General features: G+C 59.8%; 26 protein-coding genes. 7 read left to right on the forward strand and 19 right to left on the reverse strand.

The window, feature by feature from the left end; all coding sequences use genetic code 11:
* Positions 1–137 precede the first annotated feature (137 nt).
* The 5 genes from asd to nadC all read right to left on the reverse strand — a co-directional run bounded on the left by asd (position 138) and on the right by nadC (position 5,506).
* Complete coding sequence (gene asd, locus ED236_RS06225; protein WP_123237061.1) at positions 138–971, reverse strand: archaetidylserine decarboxylase; 834 nt, start codon at positions 969–971, stop codon at positions 138–140.
* A 213-nt stretch (positions 972–1,184) separates the two neighbouring features.
* Positions 1,185–2,201, reverse strand: a complete 1,017-nt coding sequence (ilvC, locus tag ED236_RS06230) for a ketol-acid reductoisomerase (protein ID WP_123237062.1) — start codon at positions 2,199–2,201, stop codon at positions 1,185–1,187.
* Between the two features lie 53 nt (positions 2,202–2,254).
* On the reverse strand, positions 2,255–2,746 hold the full coding sequence (ilvN, locus tag ED236_RS06235; RefSeq protein ID WP_123237063.1) for an acetolactate synthase small subunit: 492 nt from the start codon (positions 2,744–2,746) through the stop codon (positions 2,255–2,257).
* 52 nt (positions 2,747–2,798) lie between these two features.
* Positions 2,799–4,538, reverse strand: coding sequence for an acetolactate synthase 3 catalytic subunit (locus ED236_RS06240; RefSeq protein WP_123237064.1), 1,740 nt, complete (start codon positions 4,536–4,538; stop codon positions 2,799–2,801).
* A 95-nt stretch (positions 4,539–4,633) separates the two neighbouring features.
* The gene (gene nadC, locus ED236_RS06245; protein WP_123237065.1) at positions 4,634–5,506 is read right to left on the reverse strand and encodes a carboxylating nicotinate-nucleotide diphosphorylase; all 873 of its coding nucleotides are present in this window, start codon (positions 5,504–5,506) and stop codon (positions 4,634–4,636) included.
* A gap of 84 nt (positions 5,507–5,590) precedes the next feature.
* Between nadC and ED236_RS06250 the strand changes: the two genes are divergently transcribed.
* Positions 5,591–6,199: a glutathione S-transferase N-terminal domain-containing protein gene (locus ED236_RS06250; RefSeq protein ID WP_123237066.1), complete on the forward strand. Its 609-nt coding sequence runs from the start codon at positions 5,591–5,593 to the stop codon at positions 6,197–6,199.
* A 25-nt stretch (positions 6,200–6,224) separates the two neighbouring features.
* On the opposite strand, the gene mnmA is transcribed toward ED236_RS06250, so the two are convergent.
* The 3 genes from mnmA to ED236_RS06265 are packed head-to-tail and all read right to left on the reverse strand — an operon-like array spanning position 6,225 to position 8,504.
* Positions 6,225–7,307 (reverse strand): tRNA 2-thiouridine(34) synthase MnmA, encoded by a 1,083-nt coding sequence (mnmA, locus tag ED236_RS06255; protein WP_123237067.1) that lies wholly within the window; start codon positions 7,305–7,307, stop codon positions 6,225–6,227.
* Between the two features lie 59 nt (positions 7,308–7,366).
* On the reverse strand, positions 7,367–7,822 hold the full coding sequence (locus tag ED236_RS06260) for an NUDIX hydrolase (protein ID WP_123237068.1): 456 nt from the start codon (positions 7,820–7,822) through the stop codon (positions 7,367–7,369).
* 31 nt (positions 7,823–7,853) lie between these two features.
* Entirely contained in the window at positions 7,854–8,504 is a 651-nt protein-coding gene (locus ED236_RS06265) for a YchE family NAAT transporter (protein ID WP_123237069.1), read from the reverse strand.
* Between the two features lie 203 nt (positions 8,505–8,707).
* Here ED236_RS06265 and ED236_RS06270 point away from each other — a divergent pair, with 203 nt between their 5' ends.
* Together ED236_RS06270 and rng are read left to right on the forward strand one after the other, a co-directional pair.
* Positions 8,708–9,310, forward strand: coding sequence for a Maf family protein (locus tag ED236_RS06270; RefSeq protein ID WP_123237070.1), 603 nt, complete (start codon positions 8,708–8,710; stop codon positions 9,308–9,310).
* Positions 9,303–10,754: a ribonuclease G gene (rng, locus tag ED236_RS06275; RefSeq protein ID WP_123237071.1), complete on the forward strand. Its 1,452-nt coding sequence runs from the start codon at positions 9,303–9,305 to the stop codon at positions 10,752–10,754. Before ED236_RS06270 ends, rng begins: the two co-directional genes overlap by 8 nt.
* A 42-nt stretch (positions 10,755–10,796) precedes the next feature.
* On the opposite strand, the gene ED236_RS06280 is transcribed toward rng, so the two are convergent.
* From ED236_RS06280 to ED236_RS06290, 3 genes are read right to left on the reverse strand one after another with little or no spacing between them, the layout of a single operon-like run.
* Positions 10,797–11,378, reverse strand: a complete 582-nt coding sequence (locus ED236_RS06280; protein ID WP_338053154.1) for a YggT family protein — start codon at positions 11,376–11,378, stop codon at positions 10,797–10,799.
* A 3-nt stretch (positions 11,379–11,381) separates the two neighbouring features.
* Positions 11,382–12,200, reverse strand: a complete 819-nt coding sequence (gene proC / locus ED236_RS06285) for a pyrroline-5-carboxylate reductase (protein ID WP_123237072.1) — start codon at positions 12,198–12,200, stop codon at positions 11,382–11,384.
* Complete coding sequence (locus ED236_RS06290; protein ID WP_123237073.1) at positions 12,197–12,973, reverse strand: YggS family pyridoxal phosphate-dependent enzyme; 777 nt, start codon at positions 12,971–12,973, stop codon at positions 12,197–12,199. Before ED236_RS06290 ends, proC begins: the two co-directional genes overlap by 4 nt.
* A gap of 57 nt (positions 12,974–13,030) precedes the next feature.
* Here ED236_RS06290 and ED236_RS06295 point away from each other — a divergent pair, with 57 nt between their 5' ends.
* Positions 13,031–14,077, forward strand: a complete 1,047-nt coding sequence (locus ED236_RS06295) for a type IV pilus twitching motility protein PilT (RefSeq protein WP_123237074.1) — start codon at positions 13,031–13,033, stop codon at positions 14,075–14,077.
* Positions 14,078–14,193: 116 nt separating this feature from the next.
* On the forward strand, positions 14,194–14,937 hold the full coding sequence (locus ED236_RS06300) for a TerC family protein (protein WP_123237075.1): 744 nt from the start codon (positions 14,194–14,196) through the stop codon (positions 14,935–14,937).
* A 104-nt stretch (positions 14,938–15,041) separates the two neighbouring features.
* Here ED236_RS06300 and ED236_RS06305 read toward each other — a convergent pair whose 3' ends face one another.
* From ED236_RS06305 to ED236_RS06340, 8 genes are read right to left on the reverse strand one after another with little or no spacing between them, the layout of a single operon-like run.
* A complete protein-coding gene (locus tag ED236_RS06305; RefSeq protein ID WP_123237076.1) occupies positions 15,042–16,316 on the reverse strand; it encodes a dihydroorotase in 1,275 nt (424 codons plus the stop codon).
* Positions 16,313–17,269, reverse strand: a complete 957-nt coding sequence (locus ED236_RS06310) for an aspartate carbamoyltransferase catalytic subunit (protein WP_123237077.1) — start codon at positions 17,267–17,269, stop codon at positions 16,313–16,315. The genes ED236_RS06305 and ED236_RS06310 overlap by 4 nt, the downstream gene beginning before the upstream one ends.
* Complete coding sequence (pyrR, locus tag ED236_RS06315; RefSeq protein WP_123237078.1) at positions 17,269–17,772, reverse strand: bifunctional pyr operon transcriptional regulator/uracil phosphoribosyltransferase PyrR; 504 nt, start codon at positions 17,770–17,772, stop codon at positions 17,269–17,271. The genes ED236_RS06310 and pyrR overlap by 1 nt, the downstream gene beginning before the upstream one ends.
* Entirely contained in the window at positions 17,769–18,248 is a 480-nt protein-coding gene (ruvX, locus tag ED236_RS06320) for a Holliday junction resolvase RuvX (protein WP_123237079.1), read from the reverse strand. The genes pyrR and ruvX overlap by 4 nt, the downstream gene beginning before the upstream one ends.
* Complete coding sequence (locus tag ED236_RS06325) at positions 18,241–18,816, reverse strand: YqgE/AlgH family protein (protein WP_123237080.1); 576 nt, start codon at positions 18,814–18,816, stop codon at positions 18,241–18,243. The genes ruvX and ED236_RS06325 overlap by 8 nt, the downstream gene beginning before the upstream one ends.
* An 8-nt stretch (positions 18,817–18,824) precedes the next feature.
* Entirely contained in the window at positions 18,825–19,964 is a 1,140-nt protein-coding gene (ribBA, locus tag ED236_RS06330; protein ID WP_123237081.1) for a bifunctional 3,4-dihydroxy-2-butanone-4-phosphate synthase/GTP cyclohydrolase II, read from the reverse strand.
* Positions 19,964–20,575: a riboflavin synthase gene (locus tag ED236_RS06335; RefSeq protein ID WP_123237082.1), complete on the reverse strand. Its 612-nt coding sequence runs from the start codon at positions 20,573–20,575 to the stop codon at positions 19,964–19,966. The genes ribBA and ED236_RS06335 overlap by 1 nt, the downstream gene beginning before the upstream one ends.
* A gap of 38 nt (positions 20,576–20,613) precedes the next feature.
* The gene (locus ED236_RS06340) at positions 20,614–21,402 is read right to left on the reverse strand and encodes an SDR family NAD(P)-dependent oxidoreductase (protein ID WP_123237083.1); all 789 of its coding nucleotides are present in this window, start codon (positions 21,400–21,402) and stop codon (positions 20,614–20,616) included.
* A gap of 124 nt (positions 21,403–21,526) precedes the next feature.
* On the opposite strand from ED236_RS06340, the gene ED236_RS06345 reads away from it, so the two are divergent.
* Together ED236_RS06345 and lolD are read left to right on the forward strand one after the other, a co-directional pair.
* Complete coding sequence (locus ED236_RS06345) at positions 21,527–22,780, forward strand: lipoprotein-releasing ABC transporter permease subunit (protein ID WP_123237084.1); 1,254 nt, start codon at positions 21,527–21,529, stop codon at positions 22,778–22,780.
* On the forward strand, positions 22,773–23,459 hold the full coding sequence (gene lolD, locus ED236_RS06350; protein ID WP_123237085.1) for a lipoprotein-releasing ABC transporter ATP-binding protein LolD: 687 nt from the start codon (positions 22,773–22,775) through the stop codon (positions 23,457–23,459). Before ED236_RS06345 ends, lolD begins: the two co-directional genes overlap by 8 nt.
* Positions 23,460–23,461 lie beyond the last annotated feature (2 nt).

Consider the following 23,461-nt stretch of genomic DNA (forward strand, 5'->3'; position numbering starts at 1 on the left):
CGTCGCTAGCTTTCAAGCCACTAGCCTTCAAGTCACCAGCAAAGCGTACATCCTGGGCTATACAAGAACGCCGGGCTTGGTCCTGGCGTTTTTTGTATTGAAACGTAGATTCCGGCGGGTACCCGCGCTGGGCTGGCTCAGGCTGACATCACTTCGCCCAGGCGCACGCTGCAGCCTGGCGCCCATTCTGCGTTGAAGCTTACCGTATCTGCCGGGAACAGCAACACCACGGTAGAACCCAGCAGGAAGCGGCCCATCTCGTCACCTTGTTGCAATTGGATGTCCTGATCGTCATAGCGCCAGTGCTGGACAGTATTATGACGCGGCGGATTCACCACGCCGTGCCAACGGGTGGCCATACTGCCCACGATGGTGGCGCCTACCAGCACCAGCACGAACGGCCCATGCGCAGATTCGAATTCACAGACCACGCGTTCGTTACGGGCGAACAGTCCCGGCACGTGCTGGGCCGTCAGCGGGTTCACCGAGAACAGGTCGCCTGGCACATAGCGCATGCTTAGCAGGCGCCCGCTACAGGGCATGTGGATACGGTGATAGTCACGCGGGCTGAGGTAGATGGTGGCGAAATGGCCGTCGATGAATTGATCCGCCAGTCTACGATCGCCTGCCAGCAGTGCCGTCGTGCTGTAGTGATGGCCCTTGGCCTGGAAGATCTGGTCCTGCGCGATGCGTCCGAACTGGCTGATCGCGCCGTCCACCGGGCATACCTGGCTGGCTTTCGCCAGCGGTCTGGCGTCTGCCTTGAGCGCACGCGTAAAGAACGCGTTAAAGCTGTCGTAGTGGCGGATATCCGGCTCTGCGGCTTCCAGCATATTGACCTGATAGCGCTGCACGAACCAGCGGATCACCGCATGCGTGAGGCGGCCTGCGCGCAGGTCGGCAAGCTTGCCTGCCAGTGCGGTAAGCGCTTGCTTGGGTAACAGGTATTGGCTGAGGATCTGGATCTGCACAAGGGTCTCCGTAACAACATGCGCTGCGTCAAGGGGTGACGGGTTGTAGGTGTGGTCAGCAAGGTGTGACCAGTTAATTAAGTTGTGACCAGTATAGCGCGGACCAAAAAAAGGGGCAGAACGCTTGGCGTCTGCCCCGATCTTCGTTATTACGCTATTACATTGCTTCGCTATTTAAATTGCTTCGCTACTGCTGCGCTGTTGCTGTGACGCTTAGTTCTTGGACTGGTCGACCAGTTTGTTCTTGGCGATCCAAGGCATCATGGCACGCAGTTGACCGCCGACTTGTTCGATCGGGTGCGCTGCGTTCAGACGACGACGTGCGGTCATCTCCGGGTAGTTGGTGCGGCCTTCCAGAATGAACTTCTTGGCGTATTCACCATTCTGGATGTTGGCCAGTGCTTCCTTCATCGCCCAGCGGGATTCGTCGTTGATGACCTTGGGGCCAGTGACGTATTCGCCGTATTCCGCGTTGTTGGAGATGGAGTAATTCATGTTGGCGATGCCACCTTCGTACATGAGGTCCACGATCAGCTTGAGTTCGTGCAGGCACTCGAAGTAGGCCATCTCTGGCGCGTAGCCAGCATCCACCAAGGTTTCGAAACCAGCCTTGACCAGCTCGACTGCGCCACCACAGAGAACGGCTTGTTCGCCGAACAGGTCGGTTTCGGTCTCTTCGCGGAAGTCGGTCTCGATCACGCCACCCTTGGTGCCGCCATTCGCTGCCGCGTAGGAAAGTGCGATGTCCTTGGCCTTGCCAGAGGCGTCCTGATAAACCGCGATCAGGGACGGTACGCCGCCACCCTTGAGGTATTCGGAACGCACGGTGTGGCCAGGGCCCTTGGGGGCGATCATGATCACGTCCATGTCCTTGTTAGGGACGATCTGGTTGTAATGGATGTTGAAACCGTGTGCAAAGGCCAGCGCAGCACCCTTCTTCAGGTTAGGCTCGACTTCAGCATGGAAGATGCCTGCCATGGTTTCATCCGGCAGCAACAGCATGACCACATCAGCGCCTTGAACGGCTTCGCTGATCTCCTTGACGTTGTGCCCGGCTTTCTCGGCCTTGGCGAAGGAGCTGCCTTCCTTGCGTGCGCCTATGGTGACGCTGACGCCGGAATCTTTCAGGTTCTGCGCGTGGGCGTGGCCCTGGGAGCCATAACCAACGATGGTGACCTTCAGATTCTTGATGATGGAGAGGTCAGCATCCTTGTCGTAATAAACTTTCATTTTCTACCTTTCAATACCAATCTTGGGAATGCCACGCCACAGGCGCGGGTGGATTACACTTTCAGAATACGATCGCCGCGGCCGATGCCGGAGGCGCCGGTGCGTACGGTTTCCAGGATGGCTGTTTTATCCAGCGTCTCCAGGAAGGCATCCAGCTTGGAGCCGGTGCCAGTCAGTTCGATGGTGTAGCTGCTGTCGGCCACATCGATAATACGGCCGCGGAAGATGTCGCACAGCCGCTTCATCTCGTCGCGCAATGCGCCGGTGGCCTTGACCTTGACCAGCATCAGTTCACGTTCGATGTAGCGACCATCATTGAGGTCGAGCACCTTGACCACATCCACCAGCTTGTTGAGCTGTTTGATGATTTGTTCGATCACATCATCCGATCCGGAGGTGACGATGGTCATGCGCGACAGCGTGGCGTCTTCGGTTGGCGCCACGGTCAGCGATTCAATATTGTAAGCTCGTGCAGAGAACAGGCCGGCCACACGCGATAGCGCGCCAGCTTCGTTCTCCATGAGCAGGGAAATGATATGTTTCATCGTACTTTCGCTTTTGCTGTACTTGTACTTGAGCGCGTCAAGATCGGTCGGCTTACAGATCTTCAGCCAGGATCATCTCGGAAAGACCCTTGCCGTTCGGCACCATGGGGAACACGTTCTCCGACTGGTCGGTCAGGAAGTCCATGAACACCATACGTTCCTTCAATGCCGGACTGAAGGCTTCCTTCAACACGGCTTCGACATCGGAAGGCTTTTCGATCTTGAAGCCAACGTGGCCATAGGCTTCTGCCAGTTTGACGAAGTCAGGCAGTGCGTCCATGTACGATTCCGAGTAACGGTTGCCGTAGAAGAACTCCTGCCATTGACGCACCATGCCCATGTAGCGGTTGTTCAGGTTGACCACCTTGACCGGCAGATGGAACTGCTTGCAGGTGGACAATTCCTGGATACACATCTGGATCGACGCTTCGCCGGTGATACAAGCGACCTGTGCGTCCGGATGCGCCAGTTGCGCACCCATGGCATAGGGCAGGCCAACACCCATGGTGCCGAGGCCGCCGGAGTTGATCCAGCGGCGTGGCTTGTCGAATTTGTAGTATTGCGCCGCCCACATCTGGTGCTGGCCGACGTCCGAAGTGATAAAGGCATCGCCCTTGGTCACTTCCCACAGTTTCTCAACCACAGACTGCGGCTTGATGACCATGTCGCTCTTGGCGTAGTTGAGGCACTTGCGGCCACGCCAATCATCGATCTGCTTCCACCAGGCATGCAGTGGCGCACCCTGACGTGCTTGCAGGGCAGGCTTGAATTCGCCATCCAGCAGTTCGTTCATCTCGGTCAGTACCGATTGCACATGGCCGACGATAGGCACATCGACCTTGACGCGCTTGGAGATCGAAGACGGGTCCACATCGATATGGATGATGGTGCGGTCTTTGCTGAAGAAGTGGCCGGGGTTGCCGATGACGCGGTCATCGAAACGCGCGCCCACTGCAACCAGTACGTCACAATCCTGCATGGACATATTGGCTTCATAGGTGCCGTGCATGCCCAGCATGCCGACGAATTGTTTGTCGGTGGCCGGGTAGCCGCCCAGCCCCATCAGCGTGTTGGTGACCGGGAAGCCCAGCGTGCGTGCCAGCTTGGTCAGCGCTTCTGCCGCGTCGCCCAGCACAATGCCGCCGCCCGTGTACATCATAGGGCGCTTGGCTTCGAGCATCAGCTTCAACGCTTTTTTGATCTGACCGGAATGGCCTTTGACGACCGGGCTGTACGAGCGCAGTTCGACCGATTTCGGATAATCGAAATGTGCCAGTTGGGCCGTGATGTCCTTGGGTACGTCCACCACAACCGGGCCAGGGCGGCCAGTGGCAGCGATGTAGAAGGCTTTCTTCATCGTTGCGGCCAGCTCTTTGATGTCCTTGACCAGGAAGTTGTGTTTTACACAGGGGCGCGTGATGCCGACCATGTCCACTTCCTGGAACGCGTCCATGCCGATGACGGGTGACGGCACCTGGCCGCTGATGATCACCATCGGGATGGAGTCCATGTACGCCGTGGCGATGCCGGTGACGGCATTGGTAGCGCCAGGGCCGGAGGTGACCAGCGCAACGCCTACCGCGCCGGTGGCGCGCGAGAACGCATCAGCGGCGTGCACGGCGGCCTGTTCGTGACGCACCAGCACGTGCTTGAATTTGTCCTGTTTGAAAATCTCGTCGTAGATGTTCAGCACAGCACCACCCGGATAGCCGAAAACGAACTTGACGTTTTCTTCATGCAGGCAGCGGATGAGGATTTCTGCGCCGGTGATCGGCGGTGTACGGTCTTCCATATATGGTGCTTGTTTTTGCTGATAATTTTCGAACCCTGAACAGTATCTGTTCGGCGGGTATTGGTCAAGGCGAATCGGCTGTCAGCGCACTGAAATCAGGCGAAACGCATGGAAAAATCGACAGCCTGCACATGTTTGGTGAGCGCGCCTATGGAGATGCGATCCACACCGGTTTCGGCGATGGCGCGTAAATGGTCCAGATCGACCCCGCCGGAGGCCTCCAGTAATGCGCGCCCGGCATTCAATTGCACGGCTTTACACAGCAAATCCAGATCGAAATTATCCAGCAGAACAGAGGCGGCGCCTGCGGCCAGCACGGCCTCCAGCTCCTGCAGCGATTCCACCTCGATCTGGATGCTCACGCCTGCCCCCAGCGCATGCGCAGCCTGCAATGCCGCCGCAATACTGCCTGCCGCCGCGATATGGTTCTCTTTGATGAGGATGCCGTCATACAGGGCCAGACGCTGATTGTCCCCGCCGCCGACCGTGACAGCGTACTTCTGCGCAAGACGCAGGCCGGGCAACGTCTTGCGGGTGTCCAGGATGCGTGCACGGGTACCGGCGATGGCGTCTACATGGCGGCGCGTCTGAGTGGCTGTGGCGGATAAGGTCTGCAGGAAATTCAGCATGCAGCGCTCGGTCGTCAGTAGTGCGCGCGCATTGCCATGCAACGTGCAGATGGTCTGGCCCGGCTGCATGGTGTCGCCTTCCTGTACTTGCCAGGTCAGGTTGACATCCGCTGCGCCCAGTTGCAAACAGCGTTCCACCCAGCTGCTGCCGCACAGTACGGCCGTGTCGCGGCAGACGATGTGCGCTTGTACGCTTTTATCTGCCGGGACCAGCCGCGCAGTCAGGTCGCCAGTGCCCAGGTCTTCGTGCAGCGCATGATGCACGCTTCGATCAATGTCGGCAAGCAGGGCGGCATTGAGCCGTGGGTCGGTATTGAAGGGGCTGGAAGCAAGCAACATGGGCGCTCAGGCAGACAGGTGTATGAACAGAGGATGGATTATAATGCAGTCAAAATCCACCAACGCTAAAAGCCCACCTCTATCATGCAGCTTCTTTATTCGCATACCAGCCCTTACGCCCGCAAAGTCCGCATCGTGGCCGCTGAAAAGCGCATCGAGCTCGGGATGGTGCTGGTGACCTTGTCTGCGCCGGATTGTCCTATTCATCAGCACAACCCCTTGGGCAAGATCCCGGCACTGGTGCTGGATGACGGCGATGCCTTGTACGACTCGCGTGTGATCGTGGAATATCTGGACCACCGCACGCCGCTGGGTCACCTGATCCCGCAGGATCACAGCCTCAAGATCGCGGTGCGCCGCTGGGAAGCGCTCGCAGATGGCATCTGTGATGCTGCCGTGGCGGCGATGATGGAGTCGCGTCGTGCGCCGGAAAAACAGGATGCAGCCCTGATCGCCAAGCAGATGAGCAAGGTCGAGCGTGGCCTACAGGCGCTGAGTGACCAGCTGGGCAGCAACAGATGGTGCGTCAACAACACCTTCAGTCTGGCTGATATCGCGGTCGGCTGTGTGCTAGGGTATCTGGAGTTGCGTTATCAGCAACTGGGCTGGCCCGAGCAATACCCTAACCTGGCCCGCCTCTATGCGGCCCTGATGAAGCGTGCTTCGTTCAAGGACACAGCGCCACCAGCCTGATGGCGCTCCGTCGTCGAGCGCAGGCTTAGATGGCGGCCTCGATGATGCCGCCGCCCAGGCAGACATTGCTTTCATACACCACCAGCGATTGCCCCGGCGTGATCGCCCACTGGCGCTGACCAAAGCGCACATCCACCTCAGTGGTATCGACACGGTCGATCTCGCACGGTGCATCCGGCTGGCGATAACGTGTCTTTGCGGCGTACACCCAATGCGTCTCGGGTTGCTGCCCGGAGATCCAGTGCAGTTGCCCGGCGATCAGGCCGTCATTGAGCAGCAGCGGATGTTCATGCCCCTGTACCACGATGAGCACGTTGCGCTGCATGTCCTTGCCCGCCACGAACCAGGGTTCGCCATTGCTGTCGCGTGAACCGCCTATCTTCAAGCCTTGACGCTGCCCCAGCGTGTAGTACATGAGGCCGTCATGCTGGCCGACCACTTTGCCATCCGGGGTCTGCATCTCGCCCGGTTCGCGGGGCAGGTAGCGGTTGAGGAATTCGCGGAACGGCCGTTCGCCGATGAAACAGATGCCGGTGGAGTCTTTCTTTTCGCTGGTGGCGAGACCGGCCTGGCGCGCGATCTCGCGCACTTCACGCTTGAGCAGGTGGCCCAGCGGGAACAGGGTCTTGGACAGCTGTGCCTGATTCAGGCGATACAGGAAATAGCTTTGATCCTTGCTGCCATCGTCCGCCTTCATCAGCTGGAACAGGCCGTTCTTCTCGCGCACCTGCGCGTAATGGCCGGTGGCGATCAGGTCGGCACCCAGGCCCATGGCATGGTCCAGGAAGGCTTTGAATTTGATCTCGGCATTGCACAGGATGTCCGGATTGGGGGTGCGGCCAGCGCGGTATTCGTCCAGGAAGTTGGCGAACACGCGATCCTTGTACTCCGCAGAGAAATTGACCGCTTCGATCTCGATGCCCAGACGGTCGGCGACCGCGACGGCGTCGATCAGATCCTGCTTGGACGAACAGTATTCGTCGGTATCGTCATCTTCCCAGTTCTTCATGAACAGGCCGACCACCTCATAACCTTGCTGTTTCAACAGCAAAGCGGCCACGGAGGAATCCACACCGCCCGACAGGCCCACTACGACACGTTTTTTCATGGCCTGAAACTCATTGATCGAAACTCACAGATTTGAACTCATGGATTGGAACTCACAGTCTAAAACGCTAAATGGGTGATGGCCGCCAGCGGAAAGCGCTGTCCGGCCAGGTAATCTTCTACGCAGCGCCACACTTGCGGGCTACGATGCAAGTCACGGCTGGCGCGGATCTCGTCTGCGCTCAGCCACAGGTGACGCAGGATGCCGGCATCCAGCCTTTGTGTGGCGTCGTGGTCATCCACTTGGCCGATGAAGGCAAAGCGCAGGTAAGTGATGTCCTGCGTGTCAGCCCGTCGCCACTGGTAGATGCCCAGCAATGCTTCAGGGGTGAACCGGAACGCAGTTTCTTCGCGGGTTTCGCGTACCACCGCAGCTAGCAGGCTTTCACCATGCTCCAGATGTCCGGCCGGCTGGTTGAGGCGCAGGCCTTCGGCGGTCTCTTCCTCCACCAGCAGGAACTTGCCAGCCTGTTCGACGATGGCGGCTACCGTGGTGTTGGGTTTCCAGACGGGCATGCGTGAACGCTAAACGACTAAAAGCCTGATTTTACAACGCGGCTGCACTAGTCGCCAAACCCGGAAACAGGCCGCTGATGCCATGGGCGATGAATTCCACTGCCATGGCGGCCAGGATCAGGCCCATCAGGCGCGTGATGACGTTGATGCCTATGGTGCCCAGGCGCTGTGCGATGCGGCTCGATAGCCGCAGCACCAGCCAGATCACCAGACACACGGCCGCAACCGGGATGACCAGGCCAAAGTGCGTCCATACCCCGGTGCTTTGTTGCGAAGCGATGATCATGCTACTGATGGCGCCTGGGCCCGCCAGTAGCGGGATGCTCAGCGGTACGATGGCGATGACGTTACGCTCTGCCACTTCCTCGGCTTCTTCCGGCGTCTGTCGCGTGTGGCTCTGGCGGCCATGCATCATGGTGATGGCGATCAGCATCAGCAGGATGCCGCCACCGACCTGGAACGAAGGGATGCTGATGCTGAAAAAAGCCAGGATATGGTCGCCCAGCAGTGCCGAGACGATCAGCACCAGAAACACGGTGAACGCCACGGTATTGGCGGTGCGTGCCCTGTCCTGCGGTGACCAGCCATCCGTGGCGCTGATGAAGATGGGCAGGCAGCCGAAGGGGTTGACGATGGCGAACAGCGCGACGCCGGTTTTGAACAGATAAGCCCACTCACTCATGGTGTCACCTTGATGGTATGTGCAGATTGAATCGGTTAGTATGCCTAGGCTTCATCCAGGGTACTCAACGCTAGACACCTGAATATCCACTGGATGATAGCGCTCAATTTCGCATGCGCCCCTGTGCTCTGTGCCAGATGTTCAGGGATTGCAGCAAGCATGACGACTTTATACGACACAGCCAGCTGAAACATAGTACCCGGATGACCACATCGACGCTTTATCTTGCTTCACGTTCACCGCGCCGCGCCGAAATACTCAAGGCGATGGGGGTGCCGTTCATCTTGATGCTGAGTGATATCGACGAATCGGTGCATGCAGGCGAAGCGCCGGACGCCTATGTGTTGCGTCTCGCTGCCGGGAAGGCGGCGGCAGGTTTGCAGCAGATGCAGGCCGAGCAGCGGCCGGCATTGCCTTTACTGGCAGCGGATACCACAGTGTGTATCGATGGCGATATCCTGGGCAAGCCCGAGGATGCGCCCCACGCTGCCGCCATGTTGAGGCGACTGTCCGGGCGCTGGCATGAGGTGCACACCGGCATCGCACTGGCCAGCGCATCCGGCATACAGACCGCCTTGTCCAGCACGCGCGTGCTGGTGGATGATTTGGATGAAGCGGCCATTGCGGCCTATATCGCCAGCGGAGAACCTTACGGCAAGGCCGGTGCCTATGGGATTCAAGGCTTGGCCAGCATGTTCATTCGCCGTATCGAAGGCAGCTACAGCGGTGTGATGGGCCTGCCTGTATTTGAAACCGCACAGTTACTGAGAAACGCAGGTTTGCGCCTGCCTGGAAACCATGAGTGAAGAGATACTGATCAACGTGACGCCGCAGGAAACGCGCGTCGCTATCATCGAGCAAGGCATCGCACAGGAATTGCATGTCGAGCGCAGCAGCTCGCTGGGCCTGGTCGGCAATGTCTACCGCGGCCGTGTCTGTCGGGTGTTGCCCGGCATGCAGTCGGCTTTTGTCGAGATCGGCCTGCAGCGTGCTGCCTTCCTGCACGTGGCCGACATCCTTGAATGCACGCGCACCGATCAGGAAAAACCCATCCAGGACGTGTTGCACGAGGGCCAGTCGCTGATCGTGCAGGTGATCAAGGAGCCGATCGGCACCAAGGGCGCGCGCCTGACCACGCAGATCAGCATCGCCGGCCGTTTTCTGGTGTATCTGCCGCAACAGCAGCACATCGGCGTGTCGCAGCGCATCGAGGATGAAGCCGAGCGTGAGCTGTTGCGCGAGCGTTTGACCAAGCTGTTGCCGGTGAACTGGCAGGGTGGCTACATCATCCGCACCATGTCGGAAACCGCCAGCGACGATGAGCTGCTGGCCGACATCGAATACCTGCACAAGGTCTGGAGCAATATCCAGACCGCCAGCCACGGTGCAGCCGAGCGTTCACTGGTGTTTCAGGACCTGAGCCTGCCTATGCGCGTGCTGCGTGACGTGGTCAACACCCATACTTCGCGTATCTTGGTCGACTCCAGCGAAACGCATCAGAAGCTGGTGGATTTCGCCGAACATTACGCGCTGGGTGCATTGAGCTGTCTGGAGCGCTATCAGGGCGGACGCCCGCTGTTCGATATGTACAACATCGAAACCGAGATCGAGCGTGCCTTGTCGCGCAAGGTGGAGATGAAGTCGGGCGGCTATCTGATCTTCGATCAGACCGAAGCCTTGACCACGGTGGATGTGAATACGGGCAGTTTCGTCAACGGACGCAGCCTGTCAGACACCATCTTCAAGACCAATCTGGAAGCGTCGCAGTGCATCGCGCGTCAGCTGCGTTTACGCAATCTGGGCGGCATCATCATTGTCGACTTCATCGACATGGACGAGCCGGAACAGCGGCAAGCCGTGCTGGAAGAGTTGCAAAAAGCGGTGGCGCGTGACCGGGCACGCATCAGTGTCAGCGGCTTCTCGGCGCTGGGGCTGGTGGAGATGACGCGCAAACGCACACGCGAAAGCCTGGCACACCTGCTGTGCGAGCCCTGTCCGGCCTGTCGTGGACGCGGCGAGTTGAAAACCGCGCAAACCGTGTGTTATGAGATCTTCCGTGAGCTGTTGCGTCACGCGCGTCAGTTCAGCGCGCGCGAGTTCCGTGTGCTGGCCTCTGCCAAGGTGATTGGCATGCTCATGGACGAAGAATCGCAAAGCCTGGCCAACTTGTCCGATTTCATCGGCAAGCCGGTGTCCTTGCAAGTGGAGCCACAGCACTCGCAGGAAGATTTCGACATCGTCCTGCTTTGAGGCCCGAGGGTGCTGGCATTGCGCCAGACGACGGTCTGCCGCTTACAGCAACACGCGCAGCTGCTGTTCCAGTGGCGTCACCAGTGTGATCAGCAGCAATTCGGCAATGATGAACACCACCAGTGGGCTGATGTCGATGCCGCCCGCCAGTGGCAGGTGTTTGCGCAGCGGTTGCAGCACTGGCCGCGTCAGCGCATCCAGCAGAGTCGCCATCGGGTTGTGCGGGCTGAGCCAGCTCAGGATCGCCTGCACAAACACCGCATACAGGAAGATATAGATGCTGAGCTTGGTCAGGCTCAGTACACACAAGCCTAGTAGCGCGATCCATGCACCACTGCCAGCGACCAGCAGCGGAAAATCGCGCAACCACAACAAGCATAACTGCAACAACAGTTGTGCCACGAAGGCCAGCAGCAGGGTGGACAGATCCAGCCCGCGCCAGCTTGGCACGAAGCGTCGCAATGGACGCACCGCAAAGTTGGTCAGGCTGACGATGGCCTGCGAGGCCGGGTGCCGGAACGGTGCATTGGTGAGCTGCAGGTAAAAGCGCAGTAGCACGGCCAGCGTGAACAGGCCGAACAGGGTATGCAGCAGGAAGATCAGCGCGTTTTGTAATATCGACATGGGTTAATCCCTACCCAGCAGGTCGCCGAGTTCCTGTGAACGTGCGGCAGCCGCACGGGCGGCTTCCAGTAACGCGGTGTTGACTGCGTGCTGTTGCAGTTTGATCAGGCCTTGTTCCGTGGTGCCACCCTTGGAGGTGACCTGTTCACGCAAGCGCCCCGGACTGTCCGGGCTGTGCAAGGCCAGTTGCCCAGCCCCGGCAAAGGTATGCACGCTTAGCTGGCGCGCCTGCTCGGCTGACAGCCCCAGCGCCAGCGCCGCCTGCTCCAGGGCTTCGATCAGATAGAACACATAGGCTGGACCGCTGCCGGAAATGGCCGTCACCGCATCCATCTGTGCTTCCTGTTCCAGCCACAGGCTGCTGCCGACGGCGTTCATGAGCTGAGTTGCCAGTTCGCGTTGCGTGCTTGATACCGCCGGCATGGCATAAAGTGCCGAAATGCCGGCACCCACCTGGGCCGGCGTGTTGGGCATCACACGCACGATGGCTGCATAGCCGCCCAGCCAGCGTGACAAGTCATTGCAGCGGATACCGGCCGCAATCGAAATCACCAGTTGCTGGTGCAGCAAGCTGCTCAGGAAGATGGCGATGTCACGTAATTGCTGTGGTTTGACGGCCAGCACGATCACGTCCGACTGGCTGGCACTGGCCAGCTCCGCGGCACTGCTGACGCCAAAGGTCTCGTGCAGTTGCTTGCGCTTGTCGGCGTCGGTTTCCACCACATGCAGGTTTGCTGCGGGGTAGCCTTGCGCGCGCAGGCCGCCAAGAATGGCGTTGGCCATGTTGCCGCCGCCGATGAAGCTGATGCTGGGAGTGTTCATGTGGGGCTCTGTTCTTCAGCTAGGTTGAGATGCGGAGATTCTGAAGCTGACATTGATTGCGCTGGTGCTGATGGTGGCGTCGAGGTCGCATGCGGACGACGTGCACCAAATATCGCGGTGCCGATGCGTACGATGGTGGCCCCTTCCGCAATGGCAGCCGGATAATCCTGCGACATGCCGATGGACAGCGTATCGAGTTCTGGGTGCGTGGCTTGTAACTGGTCGAACAGCGTACGTACCGCATGGAATTGAGCACGTTGCTCACGGACATCGTCAGTGGGCGCCGGGATGGCCATCAGGCCGCGCAAACGCAAGCCGGGCAGGCTGGCCACCGTCTCGGCCAGTGCCAGCGTTTCGCTGCTGGTCACGCCACTCTTGCTGGCTTCCAGGCTGACGTTCACCTGGATGCAGATGTTCAGCGGCAGGGATGTAGCGCCGCGCGCACTGCTCAGTCGCTGTGCGATCTTGAGCCTGTCCACACTGTGCACCCAGTCAAAATGTTGCGCGATCAATTGCGTCTTGTTGCTTTGTATCGGGCCGATGAAATGCCATTCGATGGCAAGGTCACCGAGCTCGGCCTGTTTATTGATGGCTTCCTGCACATAATTCTCACCAAAACGTATTTGTCCTGCGGCATATGCCTCGCGCAGGGCGCTGGCGGACTGGGTCTTGCTGACCGCGAGCAGTGCAGGCCTGTCGGTGCGTCCAGCCAGCTTGCAGGCGTCGGCGATCGCGCTGTTTACGGCTTGCAAGTGGCTGGCGATTGCGCTCATAATCGGATGGAAAGGGTAGGCCAAAACAACATGCCAAAATTATAACAGGAGCCTGCGTTGGAAATTTCGCAACTGCTGAAACATGCAGTCAATAGCCAAGCATCCGATCTGCATCTTTCAGCCGGAATGCCGCCGCTGTTAAGGGTACATGGCGACATGTGCCGCATGGCGGCCGAGGCGCTGAATCACGAGCAGGTGCATGCCATGGTGTGCAGCCTGATGCAGCCGGAACATCTGCGTCAGTACGAGGAGACGCAGGAGACCGACTTTTCTTACGATCTGGCTGGTGTGGCGCGTTTCCGCGTCAACGCCTTCCAGCACAGTCGCGGAGCCGCAGCCGTGTTCCGCACCATTCCCTCTGCTGTCCTGACGCTGGAGCAGCTCAACTGCCCGCCCATCTTCAAGGAGATCGCGCAGAACCCGCGCGGTCTGGTGGTGGTGACCGGGCCGACCGGTTCGGGCAAATCCACCACGCTGGCTGCCATGGTGGATTACGTCAATGAATACCAGATGGGGCATATCCTCACGGTCGAAGATCCGATCGAATTCGTGCACCAGTCCAAGCGCTGCCTGGTCAGCCAGCGCGAGGTCGGCACGCATACCCGGACGTTTTCCAATGCCCTGCGCGCTGCACTGCGTGAGGACCCGGATGTGATCCTCATCGGCGAAATGCGTGATCTGGAGACCATACGTCTGGCGCTCACCGCGGCCGAGACCGGGCATCTGGTGTTTGCCACCTTGCATACCAGTTCTGCGCCCAAGACCATAGACCGTATCGTGGATGTGTTCCCGGCCGGGGAAAAGGAAATGGTGCGCAGCATGCTGTCAGAATCCTTACGTGCCGTGATCTCGCAGACGCTGTGCAAGACCCGTGACGGCAACGGCCGCCTGGCCGCCTTCGAGATCATGCTGGGCACACCTGCCATCCGCAACCTGATACGCGAGAACAAGGTAGCGCAGATGTATTCGGCGATCCAGACTGGCCAGAACTTCGGCATGCAGACGCTGGATCAGCACCTGCATGACCTGCAACAGCGCAATCTGATCACCGCCGCAGAAGAAGCACGTACGCGCAGCACCAACAAGGACGCGTTCATGGCGTGATGTGCAGTGGCAGCCGCTGACATCCGTGATGACGGCTGCTTAAATGTGCAGCCAGGTCATGCTGGCATGCACATTTGCCCCCTATAATAGCCGCTTCGAATTCACAGGAATCGCACATGTTTGAATGGATCGCCAGCCCGGAAGCCTGGATCGCTCTCGGTACCCTAACCGCACTCGAGATCGTGCTTGGTATCGACAACATCATCTTCATCTCCATCCTGGTCGGGCGCTTGCCGGAAAAGCAGCGCAATCTGGCACGTCGTCTGGGTTTGGGTCTGGCCATGCTGGCGCGTCTGGCCTTGCTGTTCTCGCTGACCTGGGTCATGGGCCTGACCGAGCCGTGGTTCTCGGTGTTCGACCACCCGGTATCCGGGCGTGACTTCATTCTGATCGGCGGTGGTCTGTTCCTGCTGGCCAAAGCGACGCATGAGATCCATAACAGTCTGGAAGGCGTGGAGTCCGAAGGTGGCAAGCCTGTGATGGCAGCCAGCCTGGGCATGGTGTTGCTGCAGATCGCGGTGCTGGATATCGTGTTCTCGCTGGATTCGGTGATCACGGCCGTGGGCCTGGCCGACCAGATCTCCGTGATGGCCATCGCCATCGTGCTGGCCGTGGGGGTGATGCTGTTCGCGGCCAAATCCATCGGTGAGTTCGTCGATACCCACCCGACCATCAAGATACTGGCCTTGTCTTTCCTGATCCTGGTCGGCGCTACGCTGACTGCGGAAGGGGTGGGTTTCCATGTGCCCAAGGGCTACATCTACTTCGCCATGGCGTTCTCGGTGGTGGTGGAGATGATCAATATCCGCATGCGCCGCAAGAGCGAGCCGGTCAAGCTGCACAAGCAGATCAGCGAATAGCGTTTGCGCTAGATTTCAAGAAAACTCGATATCAACAAAAAGGCAGCCACTGGCTGCCTTTTTTGTCTGCTACGCGCTCGGGCTGAATCGATTGATGGCGTACATCACGCTTGATGCACGAGCTGCCCCTGCAGCAGGGTGTAGCGCACAACGCCCGGCAGTTCCATGCCGATGAACGGTGTGTTCTTGCCCTGACTGATCAGTGATTTGGCTTCTATCCTGCGGTATTGCGCGGGGTCGAACACACACACATCCGCAACTGCGCCCAAGGCCAGATGGCCAGCATCCAGGCCGATGATGGCGGCAGGGCGGCTGGTGATGCTGGCGATGGCGGTGGACAGGGCAAGCTGTCTATCCTGTGCCCATTTCACGGTCAGTGGCAGTAACAGCTCCAGGCCGGTGGCACCCACCTCGGCTTCTGCGAACGGTAGCAGCTTGGCGTCGTCATCGACAGGGGCATGGTCCGAGCATAGCGCATCTATGGTGCCGTCCGCGAGGCCGGCGCAGAGCGCCTGCTGGTCACGCTGTGTGCGTAGCGGGGGTTTAAGGTGACAATTGGCGTCAAAGAAGCCGATGTCGAATTCGGTCAGATGCAGGTAATGTGCCGCCACATCCGCGCTGATCGGCAGGCCTTGTTGCTTGGCCTGCCGCAGCAGGCTGACGCTTTCGGCGGTGGACAGTCGGCATACATGCACGCGCGCCCCGGTCTCGCGCACCAGCCGGATGATGATCTCCAGCGCCAGCGTCTCGGCTGCCGCCGGGATGCCACGCAAGCCCAGCCGTGCGGCGATCTCGCCGTCATGGGCCACACCACTTTTCGCGAGGTAAGGGTCTTCCGGGCGTAGCCAGACGGTGAAATCGAAGGTGGCGGCATATTGCAGTGCCCGCCACAGCACCAGCGTGTCGGTGATGGCAACATCGGCCTGCGAAAAACCTACACAGCCGGCTTCCGTCAACTCCGACATCTCGGTCAGTTGTGCGCCAGCCAGTTGGCGGGTCAGCGCGCCCAGTGGGTAGACATGCGCGAGGTTGAGCTGTTTGGCGCGGTGCTTGAGCATTTCCACCAGGCCGGGCTCGTCCAGCACGGGCTCGGTGTCCGGCGGGCATACCAGACTGGTGACGCCACCAGCGGCGGCGGCGCGCATCTCGCTTTCCAGCGTGGCCTTGTATTCGTAGCCGGGCTCGCGCAGGCGTGCCGACAAGTCCACCAGGCCAGGGCAGACGATCAGACCGCTGGCATCTATGCTCTGGTTGGCGACAAAGCCCGCTGGCGCTTCGCCTATGCCGACCACTTTGCCAGCGGCGATATAAAGGTCATGCTGGCCGTCGACGCCATGCTTGGGGTCGATCAGGCGGCCGTTCTTGATGTGTATCTTCATGCGTCGTTACTTCCTGCCAGTATGCTCATCACCGCCATGCGGACTGCGATGCCGTAGGTCACCTGCGGCAGGATCACCGATTGCATGCCGTCTGCGACGGCTGAATCGATCTCCACGCCACGGTTCATCGGCCCCGGATGCATGACGATGGCGTCCGGTTTGGCCAGTGCCAGTTTTTCCTGGGTGAGGCCGAAGCATTTGAAGTATTCCTGCGCGCTAGGCAGCAGACTGCCCGACATGCGCTCGTTCTGCAGGCGTAGCATCATCACCACGTCCACATCCTTGAGACCGGCACGCATGTCGTGATATACCTGCACGCCCAGTTTTTCTACGTCTTGCGGCAACAGGGTCTTGGGCGCGATCACGCGCACCTCTGGCACCCCCAGCGTGGTCAGTGCATGGATCTCCGAGCGCGCCACGCGCGAGTGCAGCACGTCGCCAATGATGGCCACGCGCAGGTTGTGCATGTCCGGTTTGTAGCGGCGGATGGTGAACATGTCCAGCAGACCCTGCGTGGGGTGCGCATGGCGGCCGTCGCCAGCGTTGACCACATGCACATGCGGCGCCACATGGCGTGCGATCAGGTGTGCTGCGCCAGACTGGCTGTGGCGCACCACGAACATGTCGGCATGCATGGCGGTAAGGTTGTCCACGGTATCCAGGATGGTCTCACCCTTGGATTGTGAGGAAGTGCTCACATTCAGGTTGAGTACGTCTGCAGAGAGGCGTTTGGCCGCGATCTCGAAGGTGGTGCGGGTGCGCGTGCTGTTCTCGAAGAAGATATTGCACACGGTCTTGCCGCGCAGCAGCGGCACCTTCTTCACTTCGCGCTCGGAGACCCCGGTGAAGGATTCCGCCGTATCCAGGATCTGATTCAGGATGGCACGTGGCAGGCCTTCGATCGACAGCAGGTGCTTGAGCTTGCCGTCCTTGTTGAGTTGCGGGTTATGCATCAGGCTTGGTCATCCAGTCGTAGATAAAAGCGGCCATCTTCATGTTGTAATAATTGCAGGTTCTTGTCAGCAGGCAGTGGCAGTTCGCAGGCGCTGAATTGCGGTGCGATTGGCAGTTCGCGACCGCCACGGTTGACCAGTACTGCCAGACTGATGTTGGCCGGGCGACCATAGTCGAACAGTTCGTTCAGGGCGGCGCGTATGGTACGGCCGGTATAGAACACGTCATCGATGAGAATGATATGACGGGCTTCCACCTCGAATGGGATCTGCGAGGGCCGTGTGGTGGGCTTGAGGCCACGCTGGTTGAAGTCGTCGCGATAGAAAGAAACGTCCAGCGTGCCATGTGCCAGCGGCACGTCCAGCAGCTTGAGCAGGCGCTGCATGATCCACACGCCGCCGCTGTGGATGCCCACCAGTGCGGTGGCGGGCGTGATCACCGGCCGCAGTTGCTCGGCCAGTCGTGTCAGCAGCTGTTCTGCCTCGGGTAATGGTGTGGTCATGCGCTGAGTCCATCAAAATAGGATTGCAGGATGTGCTGCGCAGCCACCTGGTCCAGCATGACTTTCTGCTTGCGTCCGGCCACACCGGCTGCTCGCAGCGAAGCGCTGGCTTCCACTGAGCTCAGGCGCTCGTCCACCATGGTCACAGGCAAGGAGAAGCGGCCATGCAGGCGGCGCGCGAATTTTTTGCAGAGCAGCGTGACCGCATGTTCTTCACCGTCCATGCTGAGTGGCAGGCCCACCACCAGTTGGACTGGCCGCCATTCCTTGATCAGGGCAGCGATCTGTTCAAAGCGCTGGTCATTGGCTTCAGTCGCGATGGTGGTCAGCGGGTGGGCGATGCCCATCAGCAGGTCGCCGCTGGCGACGCCGATGCGTTTTTCACCGAAATCAAAGGCCAGCACAGCGCCTTCCTTTCTGCGCAGCAGTGTGCAGGGTTCCTGGTCTGCATCAGGGCCTGCTTGCTGGCTAAGCATGGCCGGCACTTTCCGACAGGCGTGCGAAATCCAGGCCCAGCAAGCCCATGGCTGCGTTCAGTTTTTCGCTGTGCGGTAGTTTGAAGATGACCTTGTCTTCGTCTTCGGCGGAGTTCGGCTTCACTGACAGCCAGGCGTTCTGCGCCATTTCCTGTTCCAGCTGACCGGCCGACCAGCCGGCATAGCCCAGGCTGACCAGTAGCTGATCCGGGCCGGTGCCATTGGCCACGGCTTCGAGGATGTCACGCGAGGTGGTCAGCGAGGTATCCGGGCTGACTTTGAGTGTGGATTTCCACTCGCCGGCTGGCCGGTGCAGTACAAAGCCTCGATCGGTCTGTACCGGGCCGCCGAAATGCACGCTATGTTTGCTGAGGCCAGGGTCGTCCAGCTTGAGATCGATCTGTTCGAACAGGGCATCCAGCTGCATGTCGATGGGCCGGTTGATGACGATGCCGATGGCGCCGTTCTCGGAGTGTTCACAGATGTAAGTGACGGATTTGGCAAAATAGGGGTCGCTCATGGCAGGCATGGCGATGAGGAAGTGGCCGGTCAGGTTTACATTTTCCACGCGATCGATTATCTCACAGCTTGATTTTGTATGTCAGCGCCATCCGCCTGCAGGTAGCCGGTGACTTCCAGGCCGAAACCGACCATGCTGGGCATCTTGCGCGGGGTGGCCATCAGTTTCATGCGGCGCACGCCGAGATCCAGCAGGATCTGCGAGCCTATGCCGTAGTTGCGCAAGTCCTGACGCGGGCGTACCGGCAGGTCGGCATGCTGGATGCGCTCCACCAGATCGGCGCCGTCTTCATTGTGATGCAGCAACACCATCACCGCACATTCTGCCTGCTGCATCACTTCCAGCGCTTTAAGCGTGTTCCAGGAGTGGCTGCGGCTGCTGCTGTCCAGCAGGTCGAACACGGACAGCGGCTCGTGCACGCGTACCAGTACTTCCTGATCGGGCGAAGGTGTGCCCTTGATGAGCGCCAGATGGGTCTCGTTGGCGATCTGGTCGGCATAGGCGATCAGCCGCATCTCGCCATACGGCGTGACCACGGTACGCTCGGCGGCGCGTGTCACCAGACTTTCCGTCTGGTTGCGGTAATGGATCAGGTCAGCGATGGTGCCGATCTTGAGGCCGTGCGTCTGGGCAAACGTGATCAGATCCGGCAGACGGGCCATGCTGCCGTCGTCCTTGAGTATCTCGCAGATCACCGAAGCAGGCTCCAGCCCGGCCAGTGCGGCCAGGTCGCAACCGGCTTCAGTGTGACCGGCACGAACCAGTACACCGCCGTTCTCGGCGGTCAGCGGGAAGATGTGGCCAGGACTGACGATGTCGCGCGCTGTCGCGTGCTTGCTCACGGCAGCCTGGATGGTGCGGGCGCGGTCTGCTGCGGAGATGCCGGTGGTGACGCCTTCTGCTGCTTCTATCGACACAGTGAAGTTGGTGCGCATGCTGCTGCCGTTCTTTTGCACCATGGCGGGTAGCTTGAGCTGGCGACAGCGGGCTTCGGTCAGTGTCAGGCAGATCAGGCCGCGGCCGAAGCGTGCCATGAAGTTGATATGTTCTGGTGTGGCGAACTGGGCCGCCAGCACCAGGTCACCCTCGTTCTCGCGGTCTTCTTCGTCGACCAGGATGACCATGCGGCCATTGCGGATGTCCTCGATGATCTCTGTGGTCGGGCTGATCGGCAGGCTGGAATGGTTCGCTGACATCAGGCGCTATCCCCGTTGTTGTCCTGTTCCCATTCGGCCATGCGCTGCACATAACGTGCGATCAGGTCGATCTCCAGGTTCACACGGCTGCCTACGCCCAGTGTTTGCAATGAGGTGACCGACAGGGTGTGCGGGATCAGGTTGACGCTAAAGGTGTCCTTTTCGACCTGATTCACGGTCAGGCTGACACCATCGATGGTGATCGAGCCTTTGACCGCGATGAAGCGTGACAGCAGGTTGGGTGCGCGCACTGCCAACAGCATGCAGTCACCGACAGGCTCGAAGCGTACGATCTGCCCGATGCCATCCACGTGGCCGCTGACCAGGTGACCGCCCAGCCTGTCGTTGAAGCGCAGTGCTTTTTCCAGGTTGACCGCACGCGGTGCGTCCAGGCCCACGGTACAGTTCAGCGATTCGCGCGACACATGCACCTTGAACGAGGCCGCATCGAAAGCTGTCACGGTCAGACATACGCCGTTGACGGCGATGCTGTCACCCAGTTGTACATCTGCCATGTCCAGCGCGCCGACTGTGATATTGAGTTGCACGTCGTCCCCGACCGGGGTGACCTGCGCTATTTGGCCGACGGCCTGTACGATTCCAGTAAACATGGTTCGAATTTTAGCAGAGCTGGGTGGCGTGGGCGTGATTAGAACGCAGTGCGCACCAAACCACCTTCGGCGCGGATAGTGGCGCCGTTGATGATGGCGGCGCGTGCGCTGCAGATAAAGGTGACGATGTCGCCGATCTCCCTGGGGTCGATCAGGCGTCCGATCAGTGAGGTCGGGCGATTTTCCGCGATGAAGCGGCGCTGCGCTTCAGCCGGAGCGGTACCCGGAAATACGTCCTGGATGAATTTCTCCACATTGTCGGTCAGGGTCGGGCCGGGCAGCACCGCATTGACGGTCACCTGTGTGCCTTTGGTCAGCTCGGCCAGCGAACGCGAAATGCCTAGCTGCATGGTTTTGGTGGCGCTGTAATGCGCCATCTCGGGCGCTGGGCTGAGGCCCGATTCGCTGGAGATGAATACCACGCGCCCGCTATCCTGCTGGAGCATGCCCTGCAGGTAATGGCGCGCCAGACGCACACCGCTCATGATGTTGACTTCGAACAGGCGCTGCCAGTCGGCATCGCTTTCCTCAAAGAAGCCCACGGCTTCGTAGATACCCAGATTATTGACCAGAATGTCCGCCTCTGGCAGTTGGCTGATGAGGGCGGCGCAGCCCGCTTCAGTACCTGCATCGGCGGCGATGCCCAGCAGCCTGGCATCAGGCTGGTCAGCCCGAATGTTGGCGATGGCCTGATCCACACTGGCCTGGCTGCGGCCGTTGATGACCACCTGCGCGCCTTCGGCGGCAAGTGAGCGTGCGATTTCGAGGCCGATGCCGCCAGAAGAGGCGGTCACCAGGGCAGTTTTGTTTTGCAGATCGAGTTGCATAATGAACCTTTTGGCTGAGTTAAGTCGTATGGGTGATGCCTTCAATGATGGGGGCTGTTCGGGGTGATGCAAGTCTCACCTTTTACTGAATCTATTTTTCAGGCAAGCCTGTTAGAATCTGCGCATGTCACTACCCTACGAACTCCTGATCGGCTTGCGCTACACCCGCGCCAAGCGCAACAACCATTTCATCTCCTTCATTTCCATGACCAGCATGGTCGGTATCGCGCTAGGTGTGGCGGCGCTGATCGTGGTGTTGTCGGTGATGAACGGCTTTCAGCATGAGCTCCGCTCGCGCATCCTGAGTGTGGCCTCGCACATGGAGATCAACGAGCCGAACGGCGGCTTGCAGAACTGGCCCGCGGTGGCGGCCAGTGTCACCGGGCAGCCACATGTGCTGGGTTCCGCACCTTATATATGGGCACAAGGCATGCTGGCCAACGGGTCGGCGGTGCGCGGCACCATCGTACGCGGGGTGTTGCCGGCCTCGGAGCGCAATGTGGCGGAGCTGGATGAGCACATGAAGCTGGGCAGGCTGGATGATTTGCGGCCGGGTGAGTTCAACATCATCCTTGGTCTGGAGCTCAAGCAGGCGCTGGGGGTGGAAGTGGGTGACAAGGTCACGGTGATGGCCCCGCAGGGCCAGTTCACGCCCACCGGGGTGTTGCCGCGTATCAAGCAGTTCCGTGTGGTGGGTGTGTTCGAAGTGGGGATGTATGACTACGATGCGGGCTTGGCGCTGATCCACATGGACGACGCTGCCGCCCTGTACCGCATGGGTGACTGGGTGTCCGGCCTGCGTCTCAAGCTGGATGACATGTTCCAGGCGCCGCGCGTGTCCGAACAGCTGGTGACACATCTGGGCAGCATGGGCAGTTACACCATCCGTGACTGGACGCAACAGCATGCCAATTTCTTCCGCGCCATCCAGATGGAGAAGCGCGTGATGTTCATCATCCTGACGCTGATCGTGGCGGTGGCTGCCTTCAATATCGTGTCTACGCTGGTGATGGCGGTGACGGACAAGCGTGCAGACATCGCCATCATGCGCACGTTCGGTGCCAGTCCGCGCAGCATCATGCAGATCTTCATGGTGCAAGGGGCCCTCATCGGCATCATCGGTACTTTGTTCGGTGTGTTCTTCGGCGTGTTGCTGGCGCTGAACGTGGAAACCATCGTGCCCATGATAGAACGGGCCATCGGCTCGCAATTCCTGGCCAAAGACGTGTATTACATCAACGACCTGCCTTCCAGGTTGCAATGGATGGATGTGTGGGTGATCGCCGGCATGTCAGCTTTGCTGAGTCTGCTGGCGACACTGTATCCAAGCTGGCGTGCTGCCAAAACCAACCCGGCCGAGGCCTTGCGCTATGAATAGTCCTGACGAGATCCTGGCCTGTAGCGGCCTGAGTAAGACCTATGCAGGGCTGGATGTTTCGGTGCTCAATGGTATCGACCTGCATGTGGCGCATGGCGAGCAGGTGGCGATCGTGGGCACCTCCGGCTCAGGCAAGAGTACCCTGCTGCATTTGCTGGGCGGGCTGGATAGCCCGAATGCCGGTAGCGTGCGCATCGTGGGCCAGAACGTCGCCACACTGAGCGAACAGCAGCGCGGACAACTGCGCAACAGCGCACTGGGTTTTGTGTATCAGTTCCACCATTTGCTGCCGGAATTCACGGCGCTGGAGAACGTCGCCCTGCCCTTGCTGATCCGGCGTGTGTCGCGCAAGCAGGCCACCGAACAGGCGGCCGAAGTGCTGCGTCAGGTGGGCTTGGGGCATCGCATGGAGCATATGCCGGGCGAGATGTCAGGTGGCGAACGCCAGCGTGCTGCCGTGGCGCGCGCGCTGGTCACCAGGCCGCGCTGCATCCTGGCGGATGAGCCCACAGGCAATCTGGATCGTCATACCGCCGACAGCGTGTTCGACCTGTTGTTGACGCTGAACCGCGAGCAGGGCGTGAGTCTGGTCGTGGTCACCCATGATCTGGCACTGGCCGCCAAGATGCAGCGCCAGTATCGTTTGCAGGACGGAATCCTCACTCAAACCAGGCCTTAGGC

Origin of the sequence: Pseudomethylobacillus aquaticus (assembly GCF_003730115.1) — a bacterium.
In the GTDB taxonomy this organism is placed as follows: Bacteria; Pseudomonadota; Gammaproteobacteria; order Burkholderiales; family Methylophilaceae; genus Pseudomethylobacillus; species Pseudomethylobacillus aquaticus.

Excerpts from the sequence above, each read along its gene's own strand:
- ED236_RS06260 (WP_123237068.1), bottom strand. The coding sequence starts at position 7,822 with ATGCCCGTCTGGAAACCCAACACCACGGTAGCCGCCATCGTCGAACAG.
- ED236_RS06240 (WP_123237064.1), bottom strand. The coding sequence starts at position 4,538 with ATGGAAGACCGTACACCGCCGATCACCGGCGCAGAAATCCTCATCCGC.
- ilvN (WP_123237063.1), bottom strand. The coding sequence starts at position 2,746 with ATGAAACATATCATTTCCCTGCTCATGGAGAACGAAGCTGGCGCGCTA.
- rng (WP_123237071.1), top strand. The coding sequence starts at position 9,303 with ATGAGTGAAGAGATACTGATCAACGTGACGCCGCAGGAAACGCGCGTC.
- ED236_RS06310 (WP_123237077.1), bottom strand. The coding sequence starts at position 17,269 with ATGCATAACCCGCAACTCAACAAGGACGGCAAGCTCAAGCACCTGCTG.
- ilvC (WP_123237062.1), bottom strand. The coding sequence starts at position 2,201 with ATGAAAGTTTATTACGACAAGGATGCTGACCTCTCCATCATCAAGAAT.
- ED236_RS06340 (WP_123237083.1), bottom strand. The coding sequence starts at position 21,402 with ATGCAACTCGATCTGCAAAACAAAACTGCCCTGGTGACCGCCTCTTCT.
- pyrR (WP_123237078.1), bottom strand. The coding sequence starts at position 17,772 with ATGACCACACCATTACCCGAGGCAGAACAGCTGCTGACACGACTGGCC.
- lolD (WP_123237085.1), top strand. The coding sequence starts at position 22,773 with ATGAATAGTCCTGACGAGATCCTGGCCTGTAGCGGCCTGAGTAAGACC.
- ribBA (WP_123237081.1), bottom strand. The coding sequence starts at position 19,964 with ATGTCAGCGAACCATTCCAGCCTGCCGATCAGCCCGACCACAGAGATC.
- ED236_RS06300 (WP_123237075.1), top strand. The coding sequence starts at position 14,194 with ATGTTTGAATGGATCGCCAGCCCGGAAGCCTGGATCGCTCTCGGTACC.
- ED236_RS06290 (WP_123237073.1), bottom strand. The coding sequence starts at position 12,973 with ATGAGCGCAATCGCCAGCCACTTGCAAGCCGTAAACAGCGCGATCGCC.
- ED236_RS06335 (WP_123237082.1), bottom strand. The coding sequence starts at position 20,575 with ATGTTTACTGGAATCGTACAGGCCGTCGGCCAAATAGCGCAGGTCACC.
- ED236_RS06265 (WP_123237069.1), bottom strand. The coding sequence starts at position 8,504 with ATGAGTGAGTGGGCTTATCTGTTCAAAACCGGCGTCGCGCTGTTCGCC.
- ED236_RS06270 (WP_123237070.1), top strand. The coding sequence starts at position 8,708 with ATGACCACATCGACGCTTTATCTTGCTTCACGTTCACCGCGCCGCGCC.
- ED236_RS06345 (WP_123237084.1), top strand. The coding sequence starts at position 21,527 with ATGTCACTACCCTACGAACTCCTGATCGGCTTGCGCTACACCCGCGCC.
- ruvX (WP_123237079.1), bottom strand. The coding sequence starts at position 18,248 with ATGCTTAGCCAGCAAGCAGGCCCTGATGCAGACCAGGAACCCTGCACA.
- ED236_RS06250 (WP_123237066.1), top strand. The coding sequence starts at position 5,591 with ATGCAGCTTCTTTATTCGCATACCAGCCCTTACGCCCGCAAAGTCCGC.
- ED236_RS06305 (WP_123237076.1), bottom strand. The coding sequence starts at position 16,316 with ATGAAGATACACATCAAGAACGGCCGCCTGATCGACCCCAAGCATGGC.
- proC (WP_123237072.1), bottom strand. The coding sequence starts at position 12,200 with ATGAACACTCCCAGCATCAGCTTCATCGGCGGCGGCAACATGGCCAAC.
- mnmA (WP_123237067.1), bottom strand. The coding sequence starts at position 7,307 with ATGAAAAAACGTGTCGTAGTGGGCCTGTCGGGCGGTGTGGATTCCTCC.
- ED236_RS06280 (WP_338053154.1), bottom strand. The coding sequence starts at position 11,378 with ATGTCGATATTACAAAACGCGCTGATCTTCCTGCTGCATACCCTGTTC.
- nadC (WP_123237065.1), bottom strand. The coding sequence starts at position 5,506 with ATGTTGCTTGCTTCCAGCCCCTTCAATACCGACCCACGGCTCAATGCC.